The organism is Bradyrhizobium sp. BLXBL-03, assembly GCF_051853015.1.
In the GTDB taxonomy this organism is placed as follows: Bacteria; Pseudomonadota; Alphaproteobacteria; order Rhizobiales; family Xanthobacteraceae; genus Bradyrhizobium; species Bradyrhizobium manausense.
The window spans coordinates 3802852-3828606 of sequence record NZ_CP182470.1 but is presented as its reverse complement, the minus strand read 5'-3'; the positions used below and the strand labels follow the sequence as shown (position 1 = coordinate 3828606).

Genomic DNA, 25755 nt, shown 5'->3' with positions numbered 1-25755 from the left:
TAGGGCCCCGGCGTAAACCTCTCGTTAAGGACCTTAGGTCCTAGGCGGGTTCACCGCCGCCAGCACCGCGACGGCGGCCTCGAAATCCCTGAGGCGGGCGGCCCGGCGGGCGGCCGCCTCCTCATCCACGCCCCATTGGTCGATGTTCCAGTCCTCATCGACATGGCCCGCGGCCCAGACCTGGTCGGCGTCGCGCACGCCATGGGCCAGCGCCAGCGCCAGCAGCGCCGAGCCGGTCAGGGTCGTCACCATGTGGAGCGCGGCCACGGACCAGGGATCGCCAGGCAGCGCCGCACGGGCAGCCCGGAGCGCCTCATCGGGCTGCCTCACATGCATGATGCCCTCGGAGAGGATGAAATGCGCTCCCAGCGCCTCCGCGGCCCAGAACAGCACGCCGTCCCAATGCGCGGCCTCCCGGGCGACCAGCCCCTCGGGATGGCCGGCGCGATAGAACAGCAGGTCGGTCTCGAAGTATTTGGCGAGATCGTTCGTGACGAGCTCGACGCGGTCGATCACGCCCTCGACCACGCTGTTGGCGATCCGCGTCAGCGGCATGGTCACGGGGTCGATCGCCTCGCCCTGGGCGGCCCATTCCGCAGCCACGGCATCGGCCAGCGCCCGCGCCGGGATCACCACCTGGCGGCCGGACGGCGTGCGGATCGGCCTGCCATCGAGCGTGACGGCAAAGCCGCCCTCGGTCTCGGTGACGCCGACCTCCTTGTAGAAGCGCTTGCGCAGCGGCGTCCGCGCGGAGGCGCGTGCCGATTCCCGTGGGTCCGGCGGGGGCTGCCCGGCTGCTTCTTCGAACAATTCGCGCATGTGAGTTTTCGGTCCCGGTCGCTGAGTGCTAAAGCGCGATGAGATCAGGATGAACGTCAGCCGCTTTAGGTTATTGTTTGAGCATGATCTTTTGGGAAAACCGCTTCGCACTTTCCCGGATCATGCTTTAGGCTTCTAAAGTAAGACCTGTGGCCGATAAAGCGAGCGGCGGGCATGAGGGAACTTGCGGGCATCGTGGCCCTGTTCGCCGGGCTTTGGCCGGTCGCGGCCGGGGCCGGCTTTCGCACCCCGGAATCGCTGATCCGCAACGTCTATGCCCATTACGGCAACGGCGCGCCGGAGCTGTCGAGAGGCCTGCCGCGGGACGATGCCACGACCCGGCAATTCTTCGACCCCTCATTGCGCAAGGCATGGTCCGCGCCGCGCAGCGAGCCCTATGACTTCCTGGTGCAGAGCCCGAACTGGAAGCTCGGCCCTGTGACGATCGCGATCACCCGCAAGCAATACGACAAGACCTATGTCGCGGCGAATTTCGACAATCACGGCCGCAAGGTCGCGCTGAACTTCATCCTCGTCAACGGTCCGGAGGGCTGGCTGATCATGGATGTCGAGAGCCCGCATGACAGCTTGCGGATGTTTCTGGAGCAGTTTCGGAATTAGCCGCGGCTGTCGCCACGCCGTCATTGCGAGCGCAGCGAAGCAATCCGGAGTCTTTCCGCGGAGGCAATCCTGGATTGCTTCGCTACGCTCGCAACGACGGGGTTAACAGCCGGACCCAGCCCCCTACTCCTCCGGTGCGTTCTCGATCGGGTCGAACCGGCTGGCATCGAGCCCGAGCAGATTCCACGACTGCTGCATGTGCGGCGGCAATGGCGCGGTGGCGTCGATGACGCCGCCGCGGGGATGCGGGATCACGATGCGGCGCGCGAGCAGATGCAGGCGGTTTTGCAGGCCGCCCGGCAACTGCCAGTTCTCGATGTTGAAATATTTGGGATCGCCGACGATGGGATGGCCGATATGGGCCATGTGGGCGCGAAGCTGGTGGGTGCGGCCTGTCACCGGCTTCAGCGACACCCAGGTCAGCTTGTTGCCGGCGGTCTCGACCACCGCATAGTAGGTCACGGCGTGGCTGGCGCCCTCGTCGCCATGCTGGGCGATGCGCATGATGGTGTCGTCCTCGCTCTCCTCCTTGGCAAGGAAGGTCGAGATGCGGCCCTGCTTCGGCTTCGGCAGGCCCGGCACCAGCGCCCAATAGACCTTGCGCGCCGAGCGCGAGCGGAACGCGCCGGTGAGATGCGAGGCAGCAAATCGCGTCTTGGCGATGAGCAGACAGCCCGAGGTCTCGCGATCGATGCGATGCACGAGGCGCGGCTTCTGCCCCTTGGCATCGCGCATCACCTCCAGCATCTGATCGATGTGGCGCGTCATGCCCGAGCCGCCCTGCACGGCAAGGCCGGCGGGCTTGTTCAGCACGAGGACGTCGTCGTCCTCGTAGATCGTCATCTCCTTCAGCGCCTTGAGCGTCTTCTGCGCGGCCTCCGAGAGCTCGCCGACGACCTTCGGTGTGTCGAGTTTCAACGGTGGGATGCGGACGCTCTGGCCCTGCTCCAGCCGATCCTTGCTGTCGACGCGCTTGCCGTCGACGCGCAGCTCGCCTTTGCGGACGACGCGCTGGATGTGGGAGAATGACAGGCCGGGAAAGCGCGCTTCAAGGAAACGATCGACGCGCATGTTGTTCTCGTCGGCCGCCACCGTGACGGTCTGCACCTTGGTCGGCAGCAGCGCCTCGACAGGCTTCTCCGATGCCGGCCTTTCCTGTGCAGCCTTGTTCTGTGCAATCTTGGGCGGCCGTCGCTCGGCGCGGTCGCCGGCAAAGCGCGGCGGTTTGCTGGGCTTGCCGCCCGGACGCGGTCCCGCTTTCTTCGCGCTCCGTGCCTTGAACGGACGCGAATCCTTGCGCTCATCGCGCGAACGGGGCTCTTGATTGGTTCTTTTGATACGGCGGCTCATGGCTGCCTGCGTACCCTAAAAGCGGCCCTTCGTCACGGCGAAATGGCCACCTCTAGCGCGAACCCCGCTCCTTGCGCAGCTTGGCCCAGTAATCCAGCCGTTTCCTGATCTCGCGCTCGAAGCCGCGCTCAGGCGGATCGTAGAAGGTCTGGCGTCCCAGGGCCTCCGGGAAGTAGTCCTGCCCCGAAAAAGCGTCGGCGGCATCGTGGTCGTATTCGTAGCCTGAGCCGTAGCCTTCCGACTTCATCAGCTTGGTCGGCGAATTCAGGATGTGCTTTGGCGGCAGCAGCGAGCCGGCCTGTTTTGCCACCTGCATCGCCGTGCCGAAGGCCGTATAGACCGCGTTCGATTTCGGCGCGGTGGCGAGATAGACCACGGCTTGCGCGATCGCTAGCTCGCCTTCGGGATGGCCGAGGAAGTCGAAGGCGTCCTTGGCCGCATTGGCGATGACGAGCGCCTGCGGATCGGCGAGGCCGATATCCTCCACCGCCATGCGTACCACACGGCGCGCCAGGAACAGCGGGTCCTCGCCGGCATCGAGCATGCGGCAGAGATAATACAGCGCAGCATCGGGATCCGAGCCGCGCACCGATTTATGCAGCGCCGAGATCAGGTTGTAATGGCCGTCGGCCGATTTGTCGTAGATCGGTGCGCGGCGTTGCAGGATGTCCTGCAACTGTGCGGCGTTGAAGATCTCGTCGGCTCGTGCCGAGCGCCAGACCTCCTCGGCGAGCGTCAGCGCTGCGCGGCCGTCGCCGTCGGCCATGCGCACCAGCACCGCCCTCGCCTCCGCATCGAGCGGCAGCTTGCGGCCCTCGACCGCCTCGGCATGCGCGAACAGCTTTTCGATCGCGGCGGCATCGAGCGAGCGAAACACCAGCACCCGTGCGCGGGACAAAAGCGCCGCGTTGAGCTCGAAGGACGGATTTTCCGTGGTGGCGCCGACCATGACCACCGTGCCGTCTTCCATCACAGGCAGAAACGAATCCTGCTGGGCGCGGTTGAAGCGGTGCACCTCGTCGACGAACAGCAGCGTGCCCTTGCCCATCTCGCGGCGGGCGCGCGCGGCATCGAACGCCTTCTTGAGGTCGGCGACGCCGGAGAACACCGCGGAGATCTGCTCGAAATGCAGGTCGGTCGCATCCGCGAGCAGCCGCGCCACGGTGGTCTTGCCGGTGCCGGGCGGGCCCCAGAACACCAGCGATCCCAGCGTGCGCGTCTCCAGCATGCGCGTCAGCGCGCCGTCGGGCCCGAGGATGTGATCCTGGCCGACGACCTCCGACAGCGTCCGCGGCCGCAGCCTGTCAGGCAGCGGATGCGGGGCATCGTGATCGAGCCCCGCCGCGGCGAAGAGAGTTGGCGTCTGCTGTGGTCGCTTCGGACTCATCCGCCCAGCGTGACGTTGATCTGCTGACCGGCCCGCACCAGCGTGATGCGCCAGAGCCGCTGGCTGACGGCCGCCGCCTTCTCGAGGTCGCCGGTCTTGCCGATCTTCTGGTTGTTGACGGCCAGGATGATGTCGCCCTTCTGGAAGCCGACCTGGGCGGCGGGCGAGTCATCACCGAGATCGGTGATGACCACACCTTCGGTGTCGGCGTCGAGATGCAGCTCGTCGGCAACCGCAGGCGTGATGGTCGAGACCTTGGCGCCCTGGAACGGCGAGCGGGCGGTGACGACGAGCTCATTGCGGCCGGTATCGGGCGCGGTCTCGAGCGCGATGGTCAGCTTGAGCGGCCTGCCGCCGCGCTGCACGTCGATCTGCGCCGTGCCGCCGATCGGGCGAGTGGCAAAGCGATAGTCAAACGCGTTGGGATCGTCCACGGCCTGGCCGTCGATGCCGGTGATGAGGTCGGAGGATTTCAACCCGGCCTTCGCCGCAGGCCCATTGGGAACGACGCTCGCGACCAGCGCACCGCTTGGCGAACGCAGGCCGAGACTATCGGCGATCTCCGGCGTCACCGCCTGCAGCTTCGCGCCAAGCCATGGCCGCTTTACCGCCTTGCCGCCGCTCTTGGCGGAGGCGACGACGACGCGCACCATATTGGCGGGAATTGCGAAGCCGATGCCCTGCGAGCCGCCGGAGCGCGAATAGATCGCGGTGTTGATGCCGGCGAGCCGGCCGTTCATGTCGACCAGCGCGCCGCCGGAATTGCCGGGATTGATCGCAGCATCGGTCTGGATGAAGAACTGATAGTCGGTGATGCCGACCTGCGTGCGCGCCAGCGCCGAGATGATGCCGTGGGTCACGGTCTGGCCGACGCCGAAGGGGTTGCCGATCGCCATCACGACGTCGCCGACCATCAGCTCGTCCGAATTGGTGAATTCGAGCGCCGGGAACTTTTCCTTGGCATCCTTCAGGCGCAGCACCGCGAGATCGCTGCGGGAGTCCTTCAACACGATCTCGGCCTCGAACTCGCGCTTGTCCGACAGCGACACCTTCACCTGGTCGGCACCTTCGATGACGTGGACGTTGGTGACGACGAGCCCGGAGGCGTCGACGATCACGCCCGAGCCCAGCGACCGCTGCACCTGCTCCTGCTGCTGGCCGCCGCCGAAGAAACGGCGGAAGATGGGGTCGTCCAGCAGCGGGTTGCGGTTCTGCACCACCTTGGCGGCATAGACGTTGACGACCGCCGGTTGCACCCGCTGCACGATCGGCGCATAGGACAACCGCAGCTCGGCCTGCGACGAGGGCACGCGACGGTCCTGCGCCGCAGCCGGATTGAAGTGGGCCGAAAAGCCTATGCACAATGCCGTGACGACGGCGGTCAAGTTCGCTCGAAACATCCCTACCTCTTGGAAAAGACGCCGGAATATAGGCGCGTTCGCCCCCCAATAGAAGGGCGCCGGGCGGCAATATTCAGCCCCTTTCCGGTGTGTCCCACCTGCAAGCCCAGCGTGCGAAATCACAATCTGCCGGGACGATGGATTGGCATGATGCGCATCATCCTGCATGCTCGTGCCAGGCGGATTCGGTTGCGGCGAATTGGCATCAGTGGGAACCGCAGAGCCGGGCGCGCGCGTCGCGGGGCAGTCATCGATCAGTCTTAGGCTCTCCCGTTGCGACTTGGGGAAGTTCGTCAAAGGATGGAGCACGACATGAGCAGGACAGGACTAGCAGCCACGGCGATCGGTCTCGCCGGCGTGCTGGCGGCTTCACAGGCCCAGGCCCAATCGGCCAGCACCAGCGAGCAGGAGATCGCGCTCCTGAAGCAGCAGTTGAAAATGCTGGAGCAGAAGCTCGACAAGCTCCAGAGCCAGACCGCCGCGAACGCGGCCGCCACGGCGAAAGCCAGGCAGGAAGCGAAGGCCGAGGCCAAGGCCGAAGCGCGCTCGGAGGCGAAAGCCGCGGTCGCCAATGCCAACGCGGCCATTCCGGTCAAGGGGCCGGTGGCCCCATCGGGCGTCGTGGTGACGATGCCGAACAATCGCCCGACCATATGCACCGCCGACGGGCACAACTGCGTCGCCATCACCAGCCGCGTGCACTGGGACGTCGGCGGGTACGACTACCGACCCAACACGGCAGCCACGGTACCGCAGAAGCTCGACAGCGGCGAGAACGTTCGTCGCGCGCGCATCGGCGTCGTCGGCAAATTCCTCGAAGACTGGAATTTTGCGCTGATCTACGATTTCGGCGGTTCGGCTGACGGCTTCGGCGGCACCGGCGCCGCCGGCGCGACTCCCGTGGGCTTCGATCCCGGCGGAGGCACGTCCGGCATCGAGAACGCGTATCTGAGCTACACCGGGCTGAAGCCGTTCGGCGGCAAGATGGCGATCGAAGCCGGCATCATGGACATTGCCTGGACCATGGATGAATCCACGAGCTCCAACGACATCGCCTTCATGGAGCGCGCCTCGGTCGGTGTCATCGCGCAAAATATCGCCGCAGGCGACTTCCGCTCTGCCGCCGGCGCCCGCTGGTACAATGACGTGTTCTATGCCGGCGCCTATGTGACCGGCCCGACCACGGGTGCCATTCACTCGGCCTCGAGCATTTCACCTCCGGGGACCAGCGAGCAATACGGCGCAACCGCCCGTGTTGCCGGCCAGGTCGTCAGCGGCAACGACTATTCGGTGCATCTCGGCGCCGACGCCGAGTGGCTGATCCAGCCGCCGCGCAATCTGATCGCCAACACGCAAACTCTGACGCTCAGCGATCGTCCCGAACTGCGCATCGATCCGACGACGCTGATCTCGACCGGGGCGATTGCAAACGTATCGGGTGCGCAGGTGTATGGCCTCGAAGCCGCCGCTTCCTATGGACCGCTCTGGGTCCAGGGCGAATACTATTGGTTCAACATTGAACGCAATGCGAATACCGCCGTGGCGCCCATCGGCACGTCGAGCCTGAATTTCCAGGGGGGTTATGCGCAGGCGGCCTATGTCCTGACCGGTGAAAGCCGCAAGTACAATCCGGGCAACGCCGCGTATGGCGGCGTCAAGCCGAACAATCCGTTCTCGCTCGACGGCGGTGGCTGGGGTGCCTGGGAAATCGCAGCCCGCTACTCCACGATGAACTTGAACGATCAGCTCGCGACCGCCGCCGGAATCGCCGGCGGGCGGCAGGACGTCTACACGCTGGCGCTCAACTGGTACGTCAACGGCAACGTGCGCTTCATGCTCGACTACCTGCATGGCACGGTCTCGAAGCAGGCCTCGGCGGTGTCTACGGCGGATGTCGGCTCGAAGTTCGATGCGGTCGCATTGCGCACGCAGTTCGCGTTCTGACGCGCCCTGTTCGGGAGCGGCATCGTCCGCTCCCGAACATCTAGGCCGCCCGCTTCGGCTTCCTCTCGACCACAGGCGGCGGTGCGCAGGACAGCCGCTGCTGATGGCTCTCGCCCCAGGCTTTCAGAATATCGATCACCGGCCGCAGGCTCTCGCCCAACTCGGAGAGACAATACTCCACGCGCGGCGGCACCTCGGCATAGACCTTGCGGATGACGAGCTTGTCCTCCTCCAGCGCGCGAAGCTGCTTGGTGAGCATGCGCTGGGTGATCCCAGGCATCATGCGGCGCAATTCGCCGAAGCGCCGGGTGCCGCTCTGCAGGTGATAGAGGATCACGCCCTTCCACTTGCCGTCGATCAAATCCAGCGTCGCCTCGACCGAGCAGCCCGGACGACGGGCAAAATCGCGCCGTTTCATCAGTGTTTTCCCAATAGTATCCAAACGGGGACTATATCCCCGAATGTACAGTACTTGCCAAATTGGAGCCAGCGCGACAGGTAAGACGCGGGCGAAAACGCCATCTGATGGAGACAAGCCATGAAGGCCGTCGGCTACAAGAAGTCGCTTCCGATCGAGGATCAGGACGCGTTGATCGATTTCGAGACCGCCAAGCCAGAGCCGAAGGGACGCGACATCCGCGTCGCCGTGAAGGCGATCTCGGCCAATCCCGTCGATTACAAGGTGCGCAAGCGCGCCGCGCCGCCCGAAGGTGAGACCAAGATCTTGGGCTATGACGCCGCCGGCATCGTCGATGCGGTCGGGCCCGAGGTCACCCTGTTCAAGCCGGGCGACGAGGTGTTTTACGCGGGCTCGATCCTGCGCCAGGGCACCAATGCCGAATTCCACCTAGTGGACGAACGCATCGTCGGCAACAAGCCGAAATCGCTCTCCTTCGCGCAGGCCGCGGCGCTTCCCCTCACCTCCATTACCGCGTGGGAATTGCTGTTCGATCGCCTCGGCGCAATCCCGGGCAAGAGCGTCGATCCGCGCACGCTTCTCATCACCGGCGGCGCCGGCGGCGTCGGCTCGATCCTGATCCAGCTCGCCCGCCGCCTCACCGGCCTCACCGTGGTTGCGACCGCGACGCGGCCGGAATCGCAGAAATGGTGCCTCGATCTCGGCGCGCATGCGGTGATCGATCACGGCAAGCCGATGAAGGAGCAGATCGAGAAGCTCAAGCTGCCGCCGGTCGCGCTGGTCGCGAGCCTTACCTTCACCGATCAGCACTACAAGAGCATCGCCGAGTTCATGGCACCGCAAGGCCGGTTCGGCCTGATCGACGATCCCCCGGAATTCACCATGAGCACGTTCAAGGGCAAGGCGATCTCGGTGCACTGGGAATCGATGTTCACGCGCTCTTCGTTCCAGACGCCTGATATGATCGCGCAACATCACCTGCTCAACGATGTCGCCGATCTGATCGACAAGGGCGTGCTGCGTACCACGCTCGACCAGACCTTTGGCACGATCAACGCGGCCAATCTCAAGCGCGCGCACGCGCTGCTCGAGAGCGGCAAGTCGCGCGGCAAGATCGTGCTGGAAGGGTGGTAGGCGATCGCATCGCCAATGCGTAGGGCGGGTTAGACCAGCGGCTGCGCGAAGCGTAGTTGCTGGGCGTAACCCACCCTACGATTTCTCGCTCTATCGCAATATCCCGGACAACGCCGACAACAGCCGATCGATCTGCGCGTCGGTGCCGACGGTGATGCGCAGGAAATCCGAGATGCGCGGCGCCGAGAAGTGACGGACGATCACCGCCTGCTCCCGTAGCGCCGCCGCAAGCTTGGCCCCCTCGTGCGCGGGATGGCGCGCGAAGACGAAATTGGCGAGCGAGGGCAGCACCTCGAAACCGGCGCTTTTCAATCCGCGGGACAGGCGTTCCCTGCCCTCGGTCACGCGACGGCGGCCTTGCTGGAAATAAGCATCGTCCGCGAGGGACGCGATCGCACCTTCCTGGGCAGGCCGGCCGAGCGGATATGAATTGAAACTGTCCTTTACGCGCGTCAGCGCATCGATCAGATCGGCGTCCCCAACGGCATATCCGACGCGAAGCCCGGCGAGAGCGCGCGACTTCGACATGGTCTGCACGACCAGGAGATTGCGATGAGACGCGACCAGCGGAATCGCCGTCTCGGCCCCGAAATCGACATAGGCCTCGTCCACGACGACGGGCACATCAGGGTGGTCGTCGAGCAGTGTCGCGATCTCGGTGCGCGACAGCGCGATGCCTGTCGGCGCGTTCGGATTGGGGATGATGATCGCGCCGGCCGGCCGGCGATAATCAGCGGTGCGGATCTGCATGGCCTGATCGAGCGGCAAGGTCTCATAGGCGATGCCGAACAGGCGGCAGTAGACCGGATAGAAACTGTAGGTGATATCGGGAAACAGCAGCGGCGCATCGTGCTTCAGCAGCGCGACGAAGGCGTGTGCCAGCACCTCATCCGAGCCGTTGCCGACGAACACCTGCTCGGGCCTCACGCCGTGATAGGCGGCAAGGGCCGCCCGCAGCGCGGTCGCCTGCGGGTCCGGATAGAGACGCAACGTATCGGCCGCCGCGCCCCGGATCGCCTCCAGCGCACGCGGCGACGGACCAAGCGGGTTCTCGTTGGTGTTGAGCTTGACCAGATCCGCCATGCGCGGCTGCTCGCCCGGCACGTAGGGTTTCAGCTCATGCGTCAAGCTGCTCCAGAAACGGCTCATCTTCCTTCTCCCTCACGCGGACGCGTGGCGCGCTCAACGAAGCCCTTTGCGAGCGCGTGATAGATACCCTCCTCGCAGATCATCCGCGAGACGAAATGCGCGATCAGCGCCGCCGCCATCAGTGGCACGACCATGCCGTGATTGTCGGTCATCTCGGTCACGATCACGAAGGCGGTGATCGGCGCCTGCACGACGCCGGCGAAATACGAGACCATGCCGAGCAGCATGATCGCACCGAGCGGCGCGTCGTGGAAGAACGCGGCGATGTTGCTGCCGATGCCGGCGCCGACGGCGAGCGAGGGCGAAAAGATCCCGCCCGGTATGCCGCTGATCGCGGCGAAGCTCGTCGCCAGCAGCTTGAGCACGCCAAAATCCTGCGGCAACGGGGTGCCGTGATCCAGCGCCTCTTTCACCTGCACGTAGCCCGTGCCGTAGATCGTGTCGCCGGACACCAGGCCGCAAATGGCGACCGCGAGGCCGCAGGCAAAGGCGAACCACAGCGGATGGCCCTTGATCGCGCGTCCGAGCGGGCTCTTGAAACCGCGCGCCATGGCGATGACGACGCGGCTGAACAGGCCGCCGGCGAGGCCACCGACGACGCCGCAGGCCGGAACGGCCAGCCAGTCGGCGCCACGCGAGAGCGTCATCGCGCTGCTGCCGAAATAGGCGTAATTGCCGGCCAACGCGAGCGAGGTCAGGCCGGCCGCGATCACGGCGGCAATGATCAGGCTGGATGTGCGGGTCTCGAAGGCGCGGCTCATCTCCTCGATGCCGAAGACGATTCCCGCCAGCGGCGTGTTGAAGGCCGCGGCGACGCCGGCGGCGGCTCCGGCCAGGATCAATCCAGGCTGGCGGCGCGGCGAGACACGACCGAGCGCGAACATGATGGAGGCGCCGACCTGAACGGTCGGCCCTTCCCGCCCCACGGAGCCGCCGCACAGCAGCCCGAACAGCGTCAGGATCATCTTGCCGATCGCGATCCGGATCGAGACCAGGTTCTCGCGCGCGGCCTGATCGGTCAGCTGCCGCGCGGCGATTGCCTGCGGAATGCCGCTGCCCTGCGCATTCGGGAACAGACGGAGGGTCATATAGGCCGACAGCATGAAGCCGAGCGGCGTCACCGCCAGCACGGCATAGCGCGACTTCGCCAACAGGAGTGCGAAGGCGTAGTGCGCGAGATCGGCAAGCTGCGCCAGCGCCACGGCTGCTGCGCCGACCCCGATCCCGCCGAGCAGAAAGATCGCCCGCCGCTGCCAGCGTGCGGAGGTCAGCCTGAACAGGCGCTTGTGGCGGGTCGAGAGGGGCCAGGGCATGGAGACCCCGTTTTAGCCAGTCCCGGCACGAATGAAAGGGGGCGCAAGAGCAGAGCAGCTAGGCGGCCCGTCCCGTGCCCAATCGCGGCTTAAGCGATGGTGTTGACGATGCCGCCTTCGGCACGCAGCGCCGCACCGTTGGTCGCTGATGCCTCCTTCGAGGCGACAAAGACCACCATGTTGGCGATCTCCTCGACACTGGCAAAACGCTGGATCAGCGAGCTCGGGCGGTGCTGCCTGACGAAATTGGCGGCGGCTTCATCCACCGATTGCCCGTTCTGCCTGGCCAGATCCTTCACGAAAGTCTCGACGCCCTCGGACATGGTCGGGCCAGGCAGCACCGAATTCACGGTGACGGCTGTGCCCTGGGTGAGCTGCGCGAGGCCACGGGCGACCGCGAGCTGGGCCGTCTTGGTCACGCCGTAGTGGATCATCTCGGCGGGAATGTTGAGTCCGGACTCCGAGGAGATGAAGACGATGCGGCCCCAATTGCGCTTCAGCATGCCCTGCATATAGGCGCGCGAGAGCCGCACGCCGCTCATCACGTTGACCTCGAAGAAGCGGATCCAGTCCTCGTCCGGAATCTCGAAAAAGCCCTTCGGCTCGAAGATGCCGGCATTGTTGACGAGGATGTCCACGTCGGGCAGCGCCGCAACCAGCGCCTTGCAGCCGGCCGCGGTCGAGACGTCGGCGGCGATGCCGCGCACCTTGGCACCCGACCCCTCCAGCTTGCGCACGGCGGCATCGACCTTGTCCTGGCCGCGCCCGTTGATCACGACGCTCGCACCAGAGCCCGCAAGGCCCTTCGCGATGGCGTGGCCGATGCCGGCAGTCGAGCCGGTGACGAGGGCAGTCTTTCCGGAAAGATCGATCTTCATATGTCATCTCCGCTGAGGTTGAAGCGGATATCGTGCGCTGCACGGGCGGGTGCAATCACCGCTCACCGATGCGTGAGAGCTGCCACAACGGCAAATTTGCAGGGTGGGCAAAGCGGCCTGTCCGCCGAAGCTCGAAGAGCGAAGGCGGAAGCGTGCCCACCATCTGCAGGTGGTGGGCACGGCGCGCGAAGCACGCGCGCCTTTGCCCACCGTACGGCACCATTTCTTTGGTTGCAGCGTTCTGACAAACGCGAGTGCCGAATTTGTGGGACTGATTGGCCGAATTCCCCAAACAAAAACGGCGCCCGAAGGCGCCGTTTTCAAACTCAATGCTGCGATTTGGCTTACGCCGCCTCAGCTTCCTTCGCCTGCACCGGACCTGAGTCCTGGCCCTTGGCATCGACGTCGCGATCGACGAACTCGATCACGGCCATCGCGGCGTTGTCGCCGTAGCGGAAGCCCGCCTTGATGATGCGGGTATAGCCGCCCTGGCGATCCTTGTAGCGGGGCGCCAGCACGTCGAACAGCTTCTTGACCTGGTCCTTGTCGCGCATCTCGGAGATGGCCTGGCGGCGCATCGACAGGCCGCCCTTCTTGCCGAGGGTGACCAGCTTCTCGACGATCGGACGAAGCTCCTTGGCCTTCGGCAGCGTGGTGACGATCTGCTCGTGCTTGATCAGCGCGGCCGCCATGTTGGCGAACATCGCGCGGCGATGCTCGGCCGTGCGGTTGAGCTTCCGATGAACCTTGCCGTGACGCATGTAACTATTCCTTGTTCTAGAACTGCCGCGACGGTTCGTCGGACCAGTTGCTCAGGTGGGCTGCCTGCGTTCGCCCTTTCAGTCATTCCGGGGCGTGCGAAGCACGAGCCCGGAATCTCGAGGTTCCGGGCTCGGCTCTGCGAGCCGCCCCGGAACGACGAAGTCTCAGTAGTGATCTTCGAAGCGCTTGGCGAGCTCGTCGATGTTCTCCGGCGGCCAGCCCGGCACTTCCATGCCGAGGTGCAGACCCATCTGGGCCAGCACTTCCTTGATTTCGTTCAACGACTTGCGGCCGAAGTTCGGAGTGCGGAGCATTTCCGCCTCGCTCTTCTGCACGAGGTCGCCGATGTAGACGATGTTGTCGTTCTTCAAGCAGTTGGCCGAACGCACCGACAGCTCGAGCTCGTCCACCTTCTTGAGGAAGGCCGGGTTGAAGGCGAGGTCCGGGATGATCTCCTGGGCGACTTCCTTGCGCGGCTCTTCGAAGTTGACGAACACGTTGAGCTGATCCTGCAGGATGCGGGCGGCGTAGGCCACCGAATCATCCGGCGAGATCGCGCCGTTGGTCTCGATCGTCATGGTCAGCTTGTCGTAGTCGAGGATCTGGCCCTCACGGGTGTTCTCGACCTTGTAGGAGACCTTGCGGACCGGCGAATACAGGCTGTCGACCGGGATCAGGCCGATCGGCGCATCCTCGGGACGGTTGCGCTCGGCGGGCACGTAGCCCTTGCCGGTCGAGACCGTGAACTCCATGCGGATCTCGGCGCCCTCGTCGAGGGTGCAGATCTGCAGGTCCGGGTTGAGCACCACGACGTCGCCCACGGTCTGGATGTCGCCGGCGGTGACGACGCCCGGGCCGGACTTCTTCACGACCATACGCTTGGGGCCTTCGCCCTGCATCTTGATCGAGATGTCCTTGATGTTGAGCACGATGTCGGTGACGTCCTCACGGACGCCAGCGATCGAGGAGAACTCGTGCAGCACGCCGTCGATGTGCACCGACTGCACCGCCGCGCCCTGGAGCGAGGAGAGCAGGATGCGGCGCAGCGCGTTGCCGAGCGTCTGGCCGAAACCGCGCTCGAGCGGCTCGGCGACGATGGTCGCGAAACGCGAGGGGTCGCTGCCAGGGGTCACCTGGAGCTTGTTCGGCCGAATCAGTTCTTGCCAATTTTTCTGGATCGTCACTGTTTCACCCATACAGGCCAGCCGATTTGAAAATTCAAATACTGGCGTTGGAGAAAGGCCGCAGATCAAACCCGCGGCTTCTTAAAAAAGCATCGCGGGCACCACAGCGCCCGCATCTTCGTATCAGACGCGCCGACGCTTGCGCGGACGGCAACCGTTGTGCGGGATCGTGGTCACGTCGCGGATCGAGGTGACGGTGAAGCCCGCGGCCTGCAGCGCGCGGAGCGCCGACTCACGGCCCGAACCGGGACCGGCGACTTCGACTTCCAGCGTGCGCATGCCGTGCTCCTGCGCCTTCTTGGACACGTCTTCAGCGGCGACCTGCGCGGCATAGGGGGTCGACTTGCGCGAGCCCTTGAAGCCCATCGTGCCGGCGGAGGACCAGGCAATGGTGTTGCCCTGCGCGTCGGTGATGGTGATGGTCGTGTTGTTGAAGGACGAGTTCACGTGCGCGACGCCGGAGGCGATGTTCTTGCGCTCACGACGACGAACGCGAGTGGCTTCCTTGCCCATAGAGTACCTTTCCTGAAGATCTCAAACGCCGCCGTAATGCCAGCGGCTACACCTGTGGAACGAAAGGCGCGTGGCGAAAGGGTTTCCCCTATCGCCACACGCCGCGATTGGAATAGAAAACTTACTTCTTCTTGCCGGCGATGGCCTTGGCCGGACCCTTGCGCGTACGCGCATTGGTGTGGGTGCGCTGACCGCGCACCGGCAGACCGCGACGATGACGCAGGCCGCGATAGCAGCCGAGGTCCATCAGACGCTTGATGTTGATACCGACTTCACGACGCAGATCGCCCTCGACGAGATAGTCGCGGTCGATCACTTCGCGGATCTGGAGCACTTCAGCGTCGCTGAGCTGATTGACGCGACGATCCTCGGGGATCTTCACCTTTTCGAGGATCTCACCAGCGATCTTCTGGCCGATGCCATGGATGTACTGGAGCGCGATCAGGACGCGCTTGTTGGTCGGAATGTTCACGCCGGCAATACGGGCCACGGCCTTCTCTCCTGTTGCCGACCCCTCGTCAGGAATCGGGCTTTAAGTGCTTATGTTTCTCGGGCAGGTGTTCACAAACGCGAACACGACGCCCACCCCTGGTCTTCCTGGGGCCCGGCATCGTTTGAAACTATCCGACTTGGATGCTGGGCTTATTAAGGGATTCCGGGGGCTTTCGTCAACCGCCGCTAGCGCTTGGCTCGCTTTTTCGTGACCTTTTTTGCAGCCTTTTTGGCACCTTTTTTGACGGCCTTCTTGGCCGCCTTTTTGACCATTTTCTTGGCCGTCTTTTTGGCGCCCTTCACGACCTTTTTGGTGGATTTGGCCGATTTGGCGGCCTTTTTGGCGGATTTCGCTGGCTTTTTGGCTGCCTTCTTGGCCGGCCCTGCCTTGGCGGCGCTCTTGGCGTGAGTCCTGGGCTCGATCGCACCCAGCGCCAGGAGCTGGCGGTGGATGGCGCGGGTGACCTCATCGATGGCCATCATGCCGTCGATGGTCGAAAGCTTGCGGCGCTCGGAATAGTAGTGAATCAGCGGTTCGGTCTGGCTGCGGTAGCTGGCGAGACGCTTGGTCAGGACCTCCGGGGTGTCGTCGACCCTGACCTCCTCCCCGCGCTCCCGCATCTGGGCGACGCGGGTCTCGACGCGGTTCAGAAGCGCGCTCTCGTTGACACGGAGCTCGATCACGGCGTCGAGCTTCATGTGCTTGTGCTTCAGCAGCTCGTCCAGCGCTTCGGCCTGCGGCACGGTGCGGGGAAAGCCATCCAGGATGAAGCCGTGCTTGGCGTCCGGCTGGTCGATGCGGTCGGAGATGATTCCGACCACGATATCGTCAGGGACGAGACCGCCGCTGGCCATGATCTCCTTGGCCTTCAGCCCGACCGGCGTGCCGGCCGCGACCGCTGCGCGCAACATCTCGCCGGTCGAGAGCTGGACAATGCCATAGCGCTGCACCAGCAGCTGCGCCTGGGTCCCTTTGCCTGACCCCGGCGGTCCAAGAAGTATAATTCTCATCGGCGTACGCCCCCCGGATTGGTGAGCGATACGTCGCGCACCCGTGTTTGAAACTTCAGCAACAGTGCAAATCATAATCAGCGCCGCGCCGCTACCCATATCATAAGGGAGCAAGTGCCCGGACGCCAAGAAGGCCTTTGAAATCAGGGATTGCGCTGCAGTGAGAGCAGCTCATCCGATGCGACCAAAGGACGGGCTGATCGTCTCGGCGGGCGCCGCGCATCACTTGGGTGGCGAATCGGCGGCGCGGACGCGCCGCCTTCAGTCAACGTGCCGCTCAGCGGCGGCGGCCGCGCAGCTTCGACTTGCGGATCAGGCCTTCATACTGGTGGGCCAGCAGATAGCCCTGCACCTGCGCCACCGTGTCCATGGTGACACTGACAACGATCAGCAGCGAGGTGCCGCCAAAGTAGAACGGCACCGAGGCGTAGGAGATCAGGATTTCCGGGATCAAGCAGACGATCGCCAGATAAATCGCACCCAGCACGGTGATGCGCGACAGCACATAGTCGATATATTCGGCCGTGCGCTCGCCCGGACGGATGCCAGGGATGAAGCCGCCGTGCTTCTTCAGATTGTCCGCCGTCTCGGTCGGGTTGAACACGATTGCGGTGTAGAAGAAGGCGAAGAACACGATCAGCGCGAGATAGAGCACCAGGAACAGCGGACGGCCGTGGCCGAGCTGCGTGGTGATCCACTGGAACCATTCCGGTCCCTTGCCCGCGTTGAAGTTTGCGACCGTGGTCGGCAGCAGCAGCAACGAGGATGCGAAGATCGGCGGGATCACGCCCGACGTGTTGAGCTTGAGCGGCAGATGCGAGGACTGGCCCTCGAACATCTTGTTGCCGACCTGGCGCTTCGGATACTGGATCAGCAGCCGGCGCTGGGCGCGCTCCATGAACACGATGAAGGCGATCACGGCGACCGCCATCACGATCACGACCAGGATCAGGCCGGTCGACATCGCGCCCTGACGGCCGAGCTCGAGCATGTTGGCGAGCGCCGCCGGGAGCTCGGCGACGATGCCCGAGAGAATGATCAGCGAGATGCCGTTGCCGATGCCGCGCGAGGTGATCTGCTCGCCCAGCCACATCAGGAACATGGTGCCGCCGGTCAGCGTGATCGCGGTGGAGAGACGGAAGAACATGCCGGGGTCACTGACGACGTTGCCGGCGCCTTCGAGACCGACCGCGATGCCGTAGGACTGGAACGCGGCCAGGATTACCGTCAGATAGCGCGTGTACTGGTTCAGCGTCTTGCGGCCCGCCTCACCTTCCTTCTTCAGCGCCTCGAGTTGCGGCGAGACGGTGGTCAGGAGCTGGATGATGATCGAGGCCGAGATGTACGGCATGATGTTCAGCGCGAAGATCGCCATGCGGTGGATGCCGCCGCCGGCGAACATGTTGAACATGCCGAGGATGCCGCCTGCCTGCGACTTGAACACCTGCTCCCAGATGTTGGGATCGATGCCGGGCAGCGGGATGTAGGTTCCGAGCCGATAAACGAGCAGCGCACCCAGGGTGAACCAGATACGCTTCTTCAGTTCGTCGGCTTTGGCAAACGCGCCGAAATTGAGGTTGGCTGCCAGTTGTTCCGCTGCTGAGGCCATATTGGACTTTCTCCCGCCGCCTTTTGCGCCGTCATACCCGCGGCCGGGCTACTTTAGCGGACGCCGGACATTATCTGGCGCTTCGGCTTCGATAAGTCCATCGTCCCGCATGCGAAAAGGCCCGCGAGCCGCGGGCCAATGACGCAGTTGTTACGCCGCCTCGCCTTCTTCCTTCGCAGGGGCAAGGATCTTCACCGATCCGCCGGCCTTCTCGACCGCTTCGATCGCGGACTTGGTGGCGCCGTGGACCTCAATGTTCAGCTTGGCCTTGAGCTCGCCGCGGCCGAGCAGCCGCAGACCGGCCTTGGCGCGGCGCAGCACGCCCGCCTTGACCAGGGCCTCGACGTTGACGACGCTGCCGGTGTCGAGCTTCTTGGCATCCACCGCATCCTGGAGCCGGTCGAGATTGATCTCGGCGTACTCGACGCGGAAGATGTTGTTGAAGCCGCGCTTGGGCAGACGGCGATGCAACGGCATCTGGCCGCCTTCGAAACCCTTGATGCGCACGCCCGAACGCGCGGTCTGGCCCTTGCCGCCGCGGCCCGACTGCTTGCCCTTGCCCGAACCGATGCCACGGCCGACGCGCATGCGCTTCTTGCGCGAGCCGGCGTTGTCGGCGATATCGCTGAGCTTCATCGCCCTGCTCCTTGTGTTTTGCGCATGATCTGGCCCGAAAACCGGGATCATGCGCGCTATCTTACTTCTCGTCGACGATGCGAACGAGATGGTGAACCTTTTCGATCATGCCGCGGACGGCCGGGGTGTCCGGCAATTCGCTGACGCGGCCGATCTTGTTGAGCTTGAGCCCGATCAGCGTGGAACGCTGCGAGTGATGGCGGCGGATCGCGCTGCCGGTCTGCTCGAGCTTGATCGTCTTTGCGGACTTAGCGGCGTCCTTGGCCATCGTGATCTACTCCGAAAAGCGTTGGTTAGTCCGCCGCCGCCTCGGCATCGCCGCCGATGCGACGACCCTGGAGGGTGGACACCTTGATGTTGCGGCGCGCCGCGACCGAGCGCGGGCTATCCTGATGCTTCAGCGCATCGAAGGTCGCGCGAACCATGTTGTACGGGTTCGACGAGCCGATCGACTTCGCCACCACGTCCTGGACGCCGAGCGTCTCGAACACGGCGCGCATCGGACCGCCGGCGATGATGCCGGTACCGGCCGGAGCTGCACGCAGATAGACGCGGCCAGCGCCATGACGGCCGGCGATGTCATGATGCAGGGTGCGGCCCTCGCGCAGCGACACGCGGGTCAGGTTACGCTTGGCGGACTCGGTGGCCTTGCGGATCGCCTCAGGCACTTCGCGTGCCTTGCCGTGACCGAAGCCGGCGCGGCCCTTCTGATCGCCGATCACGACCAGCGCTGCGAAACCGAAGCGCTTGCCGCCCTTGACGACCTTGGCCACGCGATTGATGTGGACGAGCTTGTCGACGAACTCGCTGTCGCGCTCCTCGCGCTCCTTGCGTTCACGTCCGCCGCCGCGTTGATCGCGTCCACCACGTTGTTCGCGTTCTGCCATTTTTCCAATCCTTCAGAGGCTTGCGCCTCAATCCTCAAATTCTGTTAGAAGCTCAGCCCGCTCTCACGCGCAGCGTCGGCGAGAGCCTTGACGCGCCCGTGGTAGAGGTAGCTGCCGCGATCGAACACGACTTCCTTGACGCCCTTCTCGGCAGCGCGCTCGGCCAGCAGCTTGCCGACCGCCTTCGCCGCATCGATGTCGGCGCCGGTCTTGCCGCCGTCGCGCATCGCCTTCTCGAGCGAGGAGGCAGAGGCCAGCGTCTCGCCCTTCAGATCGTCGATGACCTGGGCGTAGATGTGCTTGGACGAGCGGAACACCGACAGACGCGGACGACCACCGCCGGAGCGGCGCAGCTTCAGCCGCACACTCCGCTTGCGCCGGGCATTGGTAACCTTGGCTTTGGACATGACCGGCTCCGTTACTTCTTCTTGCCTTCCTTGCGGAAGATGAATTCGCCCACATACTTCACGCCCTTGCCCTTGTAGGGCTCCGGCGGACGATAGGAGCGGATCTCGGCGGCAACCTGGCCGACGCGCTGGATGTCGCTGCCCGACACCGTGATTTCGGTCGGCTTCGGCACGGCGATCGTGATCCCTTCCGGGATCGGATAGATCACGTCGTGGCTGTAACCGAGCGCGAGCTGCAGGTTCTTGCCCTGCATCGCGGCGCGGTAACCGACGCCGGTGATCTCGAGCTTCTTCTCGAAGCCCTTGGTCACGCCTTCGACCAGATTCGCGACCTGGGCGCGAGCGGTGCCATACAGCGCCCGCGCGCGATTGGTCTCGGCCCGCGGCTTGACCTTGACCTGGCCGTTCTCGAGCTTCACCTCGACGTCGTCATGGACGACGAACTGAAGCTGGCCCTTCGGCCCCTTCATCTTGACGGTCTGCCCATCGACAGTCGCGGTCACACCGGACGGCACCGCCACAGGCTTTTTGCCAACTCGTGACATGGATCAAAAACCCTTCTCAGAACACCGTGAAGAGGACTTCACCGCCCACGTTCGCTTCACGCGCACTGTGGTCGGCCATGATCCCCTTCGGCGTCGACAACACCGAAATACCGAGCCCGTTATTGACCCGCGGCAGGTTCTTCACCGAGGCGTACACGCGACGCCCGGGCTTGGAGACACGTTCGATCTCGCGGATGACGGGCTCGCCGTCGAAATACTTCAGCTCGATCTCGATCTCGCTGCGGCCCGAGGCGTGCTCGAGGGTCGCGTAACCGCGGATATAGCCCTCGCTCTTGAGCACTTCGAGGACGTTCTCGCGCATCTTCGAGCCCGGCGTGGAGACCTTGCTCTTGGAGCGCATCTGCGCGTTGCGGATGCGGGTGATCAGATCGCTGATTGGATCGTGCGTAGACATCTAAACGACCCTCCTTACCAGCTCGACTTCACGAGGCCCGGGACCATGCCCTTGGAGCCAAGGTCGCGGAGCGCGATACGGGACAGCTTGTTCTTGCGATAGTTCGAGCGCGGGCGCCCCGACAGCTCGCAACGCAGACGGATGCGGGTGGCCGACGAATTGCGCGGCATTTCCGCAAGCTTCAGGGTCGCGGCGAACCGCTCCTCCATCGGCAGCGTCTTGTCGGCGATGATCGCCTTCAACCGCTCGCGCTTCGGGGCGGCGTTCTTCACCATCCGCTTGCGCCGGTTGTTCTTCTCGACTGAACTCTTCTTTGCCATGCTTGGCTCCTGGGTATCCGCGTTTGAGAGGCTTTAGGTCAGCGTCTCACTGCCGGAACGGGAAATTGAAAGCGGTCAACAAGGCCCTCGCCTCTTCGTCGGTCTTGGCCGTGGTGCAGACGGTGATGTCCATACCGCGGGCTTCCGTGACCTTGTCGAAGTCGATCTCGGGGAAAATGATGTGCTCCTTGATGCCGAGCGAGTAGTTGCCGCGGCCGTCAAAGCTCTTCGGGTTCAGGCCGCGGAAGTCGCGGACGCGCGGCAGCGCGACGTTGACCAGGCGATCGATGAACTCGTACATGCGGGCCTTGCGCAGCGTGACCTTGCAGCCGATCGGCTGGTTCTCACGCAGCTTGAAGGTCGCGATCGCGATCCGCGAGTAGGTCACGATCGCCTTCTGGCCGGCGATCTGGGTCAGCTCGGCAGCGGCGGTCTCGGCCTTCTTGCGGTCGTTGACGGAATCGCCAACGCCCATGTTCAGCACGACCTTGTCCAGACGCGGAACCTGCATGACGTTCTGATAACCGAACTTCTCGGTCAGCGCCGTGCGGATCTTCGCATCGTATTCCGCGCGCAGGCGCGGGGTGTAAGCGGTCTCAGCCATCGATCTCAGCTCCCGAGCTCTTGGCGATGCGAACCTTCTTGCCGTCCGCCAGAATCTTGAATCCGACGCGGGTCGGCTTTCCGTCCTTGCCGACATACGCGATGTTGGACAGTTGGATCGGCGCCTCTTTCGAGATGATGCCGCCCTCCTGGGCCTGCGTCTGCTTCTGGTGACGCTTGACCATGTTGATGCCGCGCACGAGCGCCGTGCCGGCGTCGGGGCGAACTTCGAACACTTCGCCGGTGCGGCCCTTGTCGCGACCGGTCAGCACGACGACCTTGTCGCCCTTGCGGATCTTCGCAGCCATCACAGCACCTCCGGCGCGAGCGAAATGATCTTCATGTGGTTCTTCGCACGCAGCTCGCGCGGCACGGGCCCGAAGATACGGGTGCCGACCGGCTCGGCCTGGTTGTTGATCAGGACGGCGGCGTTCCGGTCGAAGCGGATGACCGAACCGTCGGCGCGGCGGATGTCCTTGCGGACGCGCACCACGACGGCCTTCATCACGTCGCCCTTCTTCACCTTGCCACGCGGAATGGCTTCCTTGATCGAGACGACGATGATGTCGCCGATCGTGGCGTAGCGGCGCTTGGAGCCTCCGAGCACCTTGATACACATGACACGGCGTGCGCCAGAATTATCGGCCACGTCGAGGTTGGTCTGCATCTGAATCATTGATGCACCTCGTCCTCTTTCTCTTTGCGCCAGCCTAGCCGGCGCTCAACATTTCCCTGAAGTCAGTCGGCCAAATGAACGGCCAAGGCCAACAGATCAGGCGCTTTTCTTGTGTTCGCCCCGGATCACGATCCAGCACTTCAACTTCGAGATTGGCTTGGTCTCTTCGATCCAGACCATGTCGCCCGGCTTGAACTCGTTGTTCTCGTCGTGCGCGTGGTAGTTCTTCGAACGGCGGATCGTCTTCTTGTAGATCGGGTGCGTGAAGCGGCGATCGACGCGCACCACGACGGTCTTGGCAGTCTTGTCGCTGACGACCACGCCTTGCAAAGTACGTTTCGGCATATCCGTTAGCCCCTTACTTCTTCTTCGCGCGCTGCTGCGCGGCGACGGTCTTGATCCGGGCGATGTCGCGGCGAGCCTCGCGCAGACGCGAGGTGTTCTCGAGCTGCCCGGTGGCACGCTGGAAGCGCAGGTTGAAGCGCTCCTTCTTCAGGTTCAGGACGGCATCGTCCTGCTGGTCGGGGCTCATCGCGCGGATGTCTTCGATCTTCATCTGGGCCATGGCCATTACTCCGCAATGCGCTCGACGAAGCGCGTCTTGATCGGCAGCTTGGCGGCCGCGAGCGTCAGCGCTTCGCGCGCCGTCTGGGTGTTGACGCCGTCGATCTCGAACAGCACCCGGCCCGGCTTGACGCGGGCGACCCACAATTCCGGCGAGCCCTTGCCGGAGCCCATGCGGACTTCGGCCGGCTTCTTCGACACCGGAACGTCGGGGAACACGCGGATCCAGACGCGGCCGGCGCGCTTCATGTGGCGGGTCAGCGCGCGGCGGGCGGCTTCGATCTGGCGCGCGGTGACGCGCTCCGGCTCGGTCGCCTTCAGGCCGAACTGGCCGAACGCCAACGTCGCACCCGACGACGCAACGCCGTGGATACGGCCTTTATGCGCCTTCCGGAACTTCGTTTTCTTAGGTTGCATCATGGCTTTAAGCCCTCAAATTCCTGTGCTGATCAGGCCGCAGCCGTATCGCGGCGCTGACGGCCACCGCGATCGCCACTGCCACCCGTCTCGCCCTCGGCCATTCTCTTGTCCTGGGCCATCGGATCGTGCTCGAGGATCTCGCCCTTGAAGATCCAGACCTTGACGCCGCAGGTGCCGAAGGTCGTGAACGCGGTCGCGACGCCGTAGTCGATGTCGGCGCGCAGCGTGTGCAGCGGCACGCGACCTTCGCGATACCACTCCATGCGCGCGATTTCCGCACCGCCCAGACGTCCCGAGCAGTTGATGCGGATGCCTTCCGCGCCGAGACGCATCGCCGACTGCACGGCGCGCTTCATGGCACGGCGGAATGCCACGCGGCGCTCCAGCTGCTGCGCGATCGACTCGGCCACCAGCGTCGCATCGAGCTCCGGCTTGCGGATTTCGACGATGTTGATGACGACGTCGGACGAGGTGATGTCCGCGACCTTCTTGCGCAGCTTGTCGATGTCCGCGCCCTTCTTGCCGATCACCACGCCCGGACGAGCCGAGTGGATGGTGACGCGGCATTTCTTGTGCGGACGCTCGATCACGATGCGGGCGACGGCTGCCTGCTTGAGCTCCTTGTGCAGGATCTCGCGGATCTTGACGTCCTCGTGCAGCAGCTTGCCGTATTCCTGCTTGCCGGCGAACCAGCGGGAATCCCAGGTCCGGTTGATGCCGAGACGCAGACCGATCGGATTGATCTTTTGACCCATCGTTTTCTCCTGCGACCCTTAAGCCGCTGCTGCTTCGGCTTCGACCTGACGAACAATGATCGTCAGCTGCGAAAATGGTTTGTAGACACGGCCCGAACGGCCGCGGCCGCGGGCGGCAAAGCGCTTCATCACGAGGCCGTTGCCGACGAAGGCCTGCGCCACGACGAGATCATCGACGTCGAGGTCGTGGTTGTTCTCGGCATTGGCGATCGCCGATTCCAGGCACTTCTTCACGTCGACCGCGATCCGCTTGCGCGAGAACTGCAGGTCGGCGAGCGCAGCGGAAGCCTTCCGGCCGCGAATGAGCTGGGCGACCAGGTTGAGCTTCTGCGGGCTCACCCGAAGCATCCGGGCGACCGCCTTGGCCTCGTTCTCGGCGAGGCTCCGTTCGCGCTTAGGTTTGCTCATCGTTTAATCCTCAAGCCTTCTTGGCTTTCTTGTCGCCGGAGTGGCCATGGAAGGTCCGGGTCGGCGAGAACTCGCCGAACTTGTGACCGACCATTTCCTCATTGACGGCCACCGGCACGTGCTTCTGACCGTTGTAGACGCCGAAGGTCAGGCCGACGAATTGCGGCAGGATCGTCGAGCGACGGCTCCAGATCTTTATGACGTCGTGACGGCCGGACGCGCGGGCGGCATCTGCCTTCTTGAGCAGAGAACCCTCGACGAACGGGCCTTTCCAGACTGAACGAACCATGTCCGGCGTTCCTTACTTCTTCCGCTTGTGGCGGCTTAGGAGAATGAATTTGTTGGTCGACTTGTTGGTGCGGGTCTTCTTGCCCTTGGTCGGCTTGCCCCACGGGGTGACCGGGTGGCGACCGCCCGAGGTGCGACCTTCACCACCGCCGTGCGGATGGTCGATCGGGTTCATGGCGACACCGCGGTTGTGCGGGCGACGGCCCATCCAACGCTTGCGACCGGCCTTGCCGATCGAGGTGTTCATGTGGTCCGGGTTCGACACCGCGCCGATCGTGCCGCGGCAACGGCCGTGCACCAGGCGCTGCTCACCCGAGTTGAGGCGGATGATGACGTAGTCCTGGTCGCGGCCGACCAGCTGGGCGTAGGTGCCGGCGGAACGGGCGAGCTGGCCGCCCTTCCCGATCTTGACCTCGATGTTGTGGATGATCGTGCCGACCGGCATGTTGCCGAGCGGCATGACGTTGCCCGGCTTCACGTCGACATAGTTGCCGGCGACGATGGTGTCACCCACGGCCAGGCGCTGCGGCGCCAGGATGTAGGCCTGCTCGCCGTCCTGATACTTGATCAGGGCGATGAAGCCGGTGCGGTTCGGATCGTACTCCAGCCGCTCGACGGTCGCGGGAACGTCGGTCTTCTCGCGCTTGAAGTCGACGGTGCGCAGCGTCTGCTTGTGGCCACCGCCACGGAAGCGCACGGTAATGCGGCCGGTGTTGTTGCGGCCACCCGAGGACTTCTTGCCTTCGGTGAGCGCCTTGAGCGGCTTGCCCTTGTAGAGCGCCGAACGATCGACCATCACCAGCTGGCGCTGGCCCGGCGTCGTGGGATTGAATGTCTTCAGTGCCAT

Annotated in this window: 34 protein-coding genes; 3 read left to right on the top strand and 31 right to left on the bottom strand. The window is 64.3% G+C overall.

Going from position 1 to position 25755, the window contains the following annotated elements; genetic code table 11:
- Positions 1-33 precede the first annotated feature (33 nt).
- The gene (locus ACNJX9_RS18350; RefSeq protein ID WP_439409814.1) at positions 34-819 is read right to left on the bottom strand and encodes an ATP12 family chaperone protein; all 786 of its coding nucleotides are present in this window, start codon (positions 817-819) and stop codon (positions 34-36) included.
- Positions 820-993: 174 nt separating this feature from the next.
- Here ACNJX9_RS18350 and ACNJX9_RS18345 point away from each other — a divergent pair, with 174 nt between their 5' ends.
- Entirely contained in the window at positions 994-1440 is a 447-nt protein-coding gene (locus ACNJX9_RS18345) for a hypothetical protein (RefSeq protein ID WP_271620048.1), read from the top strand.
- A 123-nt stretch (positions 1441-1563) separates the two neighbouring features.
- Here the strand turns inward: ACNJX9_RS18345 and ACNJX9_RS18340 are convergent, their stop codons facing one another.
- The 3 genes from ACNJX9_RS18340 to ACNJX9_RS18330 are packed head-to-tail and all read right to left on the bottom strand — an operon-like array spanning position 1564 to position 5577.
- Positions 1564-2790, bottom strand: a complete 1227-nt coding sequence (locus tag ACNJX9_RS18340) for an RluA family pseudouridine synthase (RefSeq protein ID WP_439409813.1) — start codon at positions 2788-2790, stop codon at positions 1564-1566.
- 52 nt (positions 2791-2842) lie between these two features.
- Entirely contained in the window at positions 2843-4177 is a 1335-nt protein-coding gene (locus tag ACNJX9_RS18335; RefSeq protein WP_439409812.1) for a replication-associated recombination protein A, read from the bottom strand.
- Entirely contained in the window at positions 4174-5577 is a 1404-nt protein-coding gene (locus ACNJX9_RS18330; protein ID WP_439409811.1) for a DegQ family serine endoprotease, read from the bottom strand. The genes ACNJX9_RS18335 and ACNJX9_RS18330 overlap by 4 nt, the downstream gene beginning before the upstream one ends.
- Positions 5578-5889: 312 nt before the next feature.
- On the opposite strand from ACNJX9_RS18330, the gene ACNJX9_RS18325 reads away from it, so the two are divergent.
- Positions 5890-7521, top strand: a complete 1632-nt coding sequence (locus ACNJX9_RS18325) for an OprO/OprP family phosphate-selective porin (RefSeq protein ID WP_439409810.1) — start codon at positions 5890-5892, stop codon at positions 7519-7521.
- 40 nt (positions 7522-7561) lie between these two features.
- On the opposite strand, the gene ACNJX9_RS18320 is transcribed toward ACNJX9_RS18325, so the two are convergent.
- Entirely contained in the window at positions 7562-7939 is a 378-nt protein-coding gene (locus ACNJX9_RS18320) for a winged helix-turn-helix transcriptional regulator (protein ID WP_057751776.1), read from the bottom strand.
- A 120-nt stretch (positions 7940-8059) separates the two neighbouring features.
- On the opposite strand from ACNJX9_RS18320, the gene ACNJX9_RS18315 reads away from it, so the two are divergent.
- Entirely contained in the window at positions 8060-9073 is a 1014-nt protein-coding gene (locus ACNJX9_RS18315; RefSeq protein ID WP_439409809.1) for a zinc-binding alcohol dehydrogenase family protein, read from the top strand.
- A gap of 90 nt (positions 9074-9163) precedes the next feature.
- On the opposite strand, the gene hisC is transcribed toward ACNJX9_RS18315, so the two are convergent.
- The 26 genes from hisC to rplB all read right to left on the bottom strand — a co-directional run bounded on the left by hisC (position 9164) and on the right by rplB (position 25755).
- Positions 9164-10222 (bottom strand): histidinol-phosphate transaminase, encoded by a 1059-nt coding sequence (gene hisC, locus ACNJX9_RS18310; protein WP_439409808.1) that lies wholly within the window; start codon positions 10220-10222, stop codon positions 9164-9166.
- The gene (locus ACNJX9_RS18305) at positions 10219-11535 is read right to left on the bottom strand and encodes a chloride channel protein (protein WP_439409807.1); all 1317 of its coding nucleotides are present in this window, start codon (positions 11533-11535) and stop codon (positions 10219-10221) included. The genes hisC and ACNJX9_RS18305 overlap by 4 nt, the downstream gene beginning before the upstream one ends.
- A gap of 89 nt (positions 11536-11624) precedes the next feature.
- Complete coding sequence (locus ACNJX9_RS18300) at positions 11625-12413, bottom strand: SDR family NAD(P)-dependent oxidoreductase (RefSeq protein WP_439409806.1); 789 nt, start codon at positions 12411-12413, stop codon at positions 11625-11627.
- Between the two features lie 344 nt (positions 12414-12757).
- Positions 12758-13174 carry a 50S ribosomal protein L17 gene (gene rplQ, locus ACNJX9_RS18295; RefSeq protein ID WP_057745449.1) on the bottom strand — a complete coding sequence of 139 codons (417 nt, stop codon included), beginning with the start codon at positions 13172-13174 and terminating at the stop codon, positions 12758-12760.
- A 165-nt stretch (positions 13175-13339) separates the two neighbouring features.
- Entirely contained in the window at positions 13340-14371 is a 1032-nt protein-coding gene (locus tag ACNJX9_RS18290) for a DNA-directed RNA polymerase subunit alpha (protein ID WP_057745452.1), read from the bottom strand.
- 111 nt (positions 14372-14482) lie between these two features.
- On the bottom strand, positions 14483-14872 hold the full coding sequence (gene rpsK / locus ACNJX9_RS18285; RefSeq protein ID WP_007603045.1) for a 30S ribosomal protein S11: 390 nt from the start codon (positions 14870-14872) through the stop codon (positions 14483-14485).
- A gap of 121 nt (positions 14873-14993) precedes the next feature.
- Positions 14994-15362, bottom strand: a complete 369-nt coding sequence (rpsM, locus tag ACNJX9_RS18280; RefSeq protein WP_014494511.1) for a 30S ribosomal protein S13 — start codon at positions 15360-15362, stop codon at positions 14994-14996.
- Positions 15363-15550: 188 nt separating this feature from the next.
- Complete coding sequence (locus ACNJX9_RS18275; RefSeq protein WP_439409805.1) at positions 15551-16375, bottom strand: adenylate kinase; 825 nt, start codon at positions 16373-16375, stop codon at positions 15551-15553.
- 277 nt (positions 16376-16652) lie between these two features.
- Positions 16653-17984, bottom strand: a complete 1332-nt coding sequence (secY, locus tag ACNJX9_RS18270) for a preprotein translocase subunit SecY (protein ID WP_092228451.1) — start codon at positions 17982-17984, stop codon at positions 16653-16655.
- A 150-nt stretch (positions 17985-18134) separates the two neighbouring features.
- Positions 18135-18620, bottom strand: a complete 486-nt coding sequence (gene rplO, locus ACNJX9_RS18265; protein ID WP_057745461.1) for a 50S ribosomal protein L15 — start codon at positions 18618-18620, stop codon at positions 18135-18137.
- A gap of 61 nt (positions 18621-18681) precedes the next feature.
- A complete protein-coding gene (gene rpmD / locus ACNJX9_RS18260) occupies positions 18682-18888 on the bottom strand; it encodes a 50S ribosomal protein L30 (protein ID WP_057745463.1) in 207 nt (68 codons plus the stop codon).
- Between the two features lie 25 nt (positions 18889-18913).
- Positions 18914-19507 carry a 30S ribosomal protein S5 gene (rpsE, locus tag ACNJX9_RS18255; protein ID WP_057745465.1) on the bottom strand — a complete coding sequence of 198 codons (594 nt, stop codon included), beginning with the start codon at positions 19505-19507 and terminating at the stop codon, positions 18914-18916.
- A 44-nt stretch (positions 19508-19551) separates the two neighbouring features.
- Positions 19552-19914 carry a 50S ribosomal protein L18 gene (gene rplR, locus ACNJX9_RS18250; RefSeq protein WP_008549238.1) on the bottom strand — a complete coding sequence of 121 codons (363 nt, stop codon included), beginning with the start codon at positions 19912-19914 and terminating at the stop codon, positions 19552-19554.
- A gap of 11 nt (positions 19915-19925) precedes the next feature.
- On the bottom strand, positions 19926-20459 hold the full coding sequence (gene rplF, locus ACNJX9_RS18245; protein ID WP_057745468.1) for a 50S ribosomal protein L6: 534 nt from the start codon (positions 20457-20459) through the stop codon (positions 19926-19928).
- Positions 20460-20475: 16 nt separating this feature from the next.
- Positions 20476-20874, bottom strand: coding sequence for a 30S ribosomal protein S8 (gene rpsH, locus ACNJX9_RS18240; protein WP_057745471.1), 399 nt, complete (start codon positions 20872-20874; stop codon positions 20476-20478).
- A 14-nt stretch (positions 20875-20888) separates the two neighbouring features.
- Positions 20889-21194 carry a 30S ribosomal protein S14 gene (rpsN, locus tag ACNJX9_RS18235; RefSeq protein ID WP_057745473.1) on the bottom strand — a complete coding sequence of 102 codons (306 nt, stop codon included), beginning with the start codon at positions 21192-21194 and terminating at the stop codon, positions 20889-20891.
- Positions 21195-21240: 46 nt separating this feature from the next.
- Positions 21241-21798 carry a 50S ribosomal protein L5 gene (rplE, locus tag ACNJX9_RS18230; protein WP_057745478.1) on the bottom strand — a complete coding sequence of 186 codons (558 nt, stop codon included), beginning with the start codon at positions 21796-21798 and terminating at the stop codon, positions 21241-21243.
- A complete protein-coding gene (gene rplX / locus ACNJX9_RS18225; protein WP_011088142.1) occupies positions 21791-22105 on the bottom strand; it encodes a 50S ribosomal protein L24 in 315 nt (104 codons plus the stop codon). Before rplX ends, rplE begins: the two co-directional genes overlap by 8 nt.
- Positions 22105-22473 carry a 50S ribosomal protein L14 gene (gene rplN / locus ACNJX9_RS18220; RefSeq protein WP_008549246.1) on the bottom strand — a complete coding sequence of 123 codons (369 nt, stop codon included), beginning with the start codon at positions 22471-22473 and terminating at the stop codon, positions 22105-22107. Before rplN ends, rplX begins: the two co-directional genes overlap by 1 nt.
- A 96-nt stretch (positions 22474-22569) precedes the next feature.
- Positions 22570-22818: a 30S ribosomal protein S17 gene (gene rpsQ / locus ACNJX9_RS18215; RefSeq protein WP_057745481.1), complete on the bottom strand. Its 249-nt coding sequence runs from the start codon at positions 22816-22818 to the stop codon at positions 22570-22572.
- Positions 22819-22831: 13 nt separating this feature from the next.
- Entirely contained in the window at positions 22832-23038 is a 207-nt protein-coding gene (rpmC, locus tag ACNJX9_RS18210; RefSeq protein ID WP_027520957.1) for a 50S ribosomal protein L29, read from the bottom strand.
- Between the two features lie 5 nt (positions 23039-23043).
- On the bottom strand, positions 23044-23457 hold the full coding sequence (gene rplP, locus ACNJX9_RS18205) for a 50S ribosomal protein L16 (protein ID WP_008136349.1): 414 nt from the start codon (positions 23455-23457) through the stop codon (positions 23044-23046).
- Positions 23458-23486: 29 nt separating this feature from the next.
- On the bottom strand, positions 23487-24212 hold the full coding sequence (rpsC, locus tag ACNJX9_RS18200; protein ID WP_014494500.1) for a 30S ribosomal protein S3: 726 nt from the start codon (positions 24210-24212) through the stop codon (positions 23487-23489).
- 18 nt (positions 24213-24230) lie between these two features.
- Positions 24231-24620 carry a 50S ribosomal protein L22 gene (gene rplV, locus ACNJX9_RS18195; RefSeq protein WP_057745488.1) on the bottom strand — a complete coding sequence of 130 codons (390 nt, stop codon included), beginning with the start codon at positions 24618-24620 and terminating at the stop codon, positions 24231-24233.
- Positions 24621-24630: 10 nt separating this feature from the next.
- The gene (gene rpsS / locus ACNJX9_RS18190; protein WP_008136357.1) at positions 24631-24909 is read right to left on the bottom strand and encodes a 30S ribosomal protein S19; all 279 of its coding nucleotides are present in this window, start codon (positions 24907-24909) and stop codon (positions 24631-24633) included.
- Positions 24910-24921: 12 nt separating this feature from the next.
- Positions 24922-25755: a 50S ribosomal protein L2 gene (gene rplB, locus ACNJX9_RS18185; RefSeq protein WP_057745491.1), complete on the bottom strand. Its 834-nt coding sequence runs from the start codon at positions 25753-25755 to the stop codon at positions 24922-24924.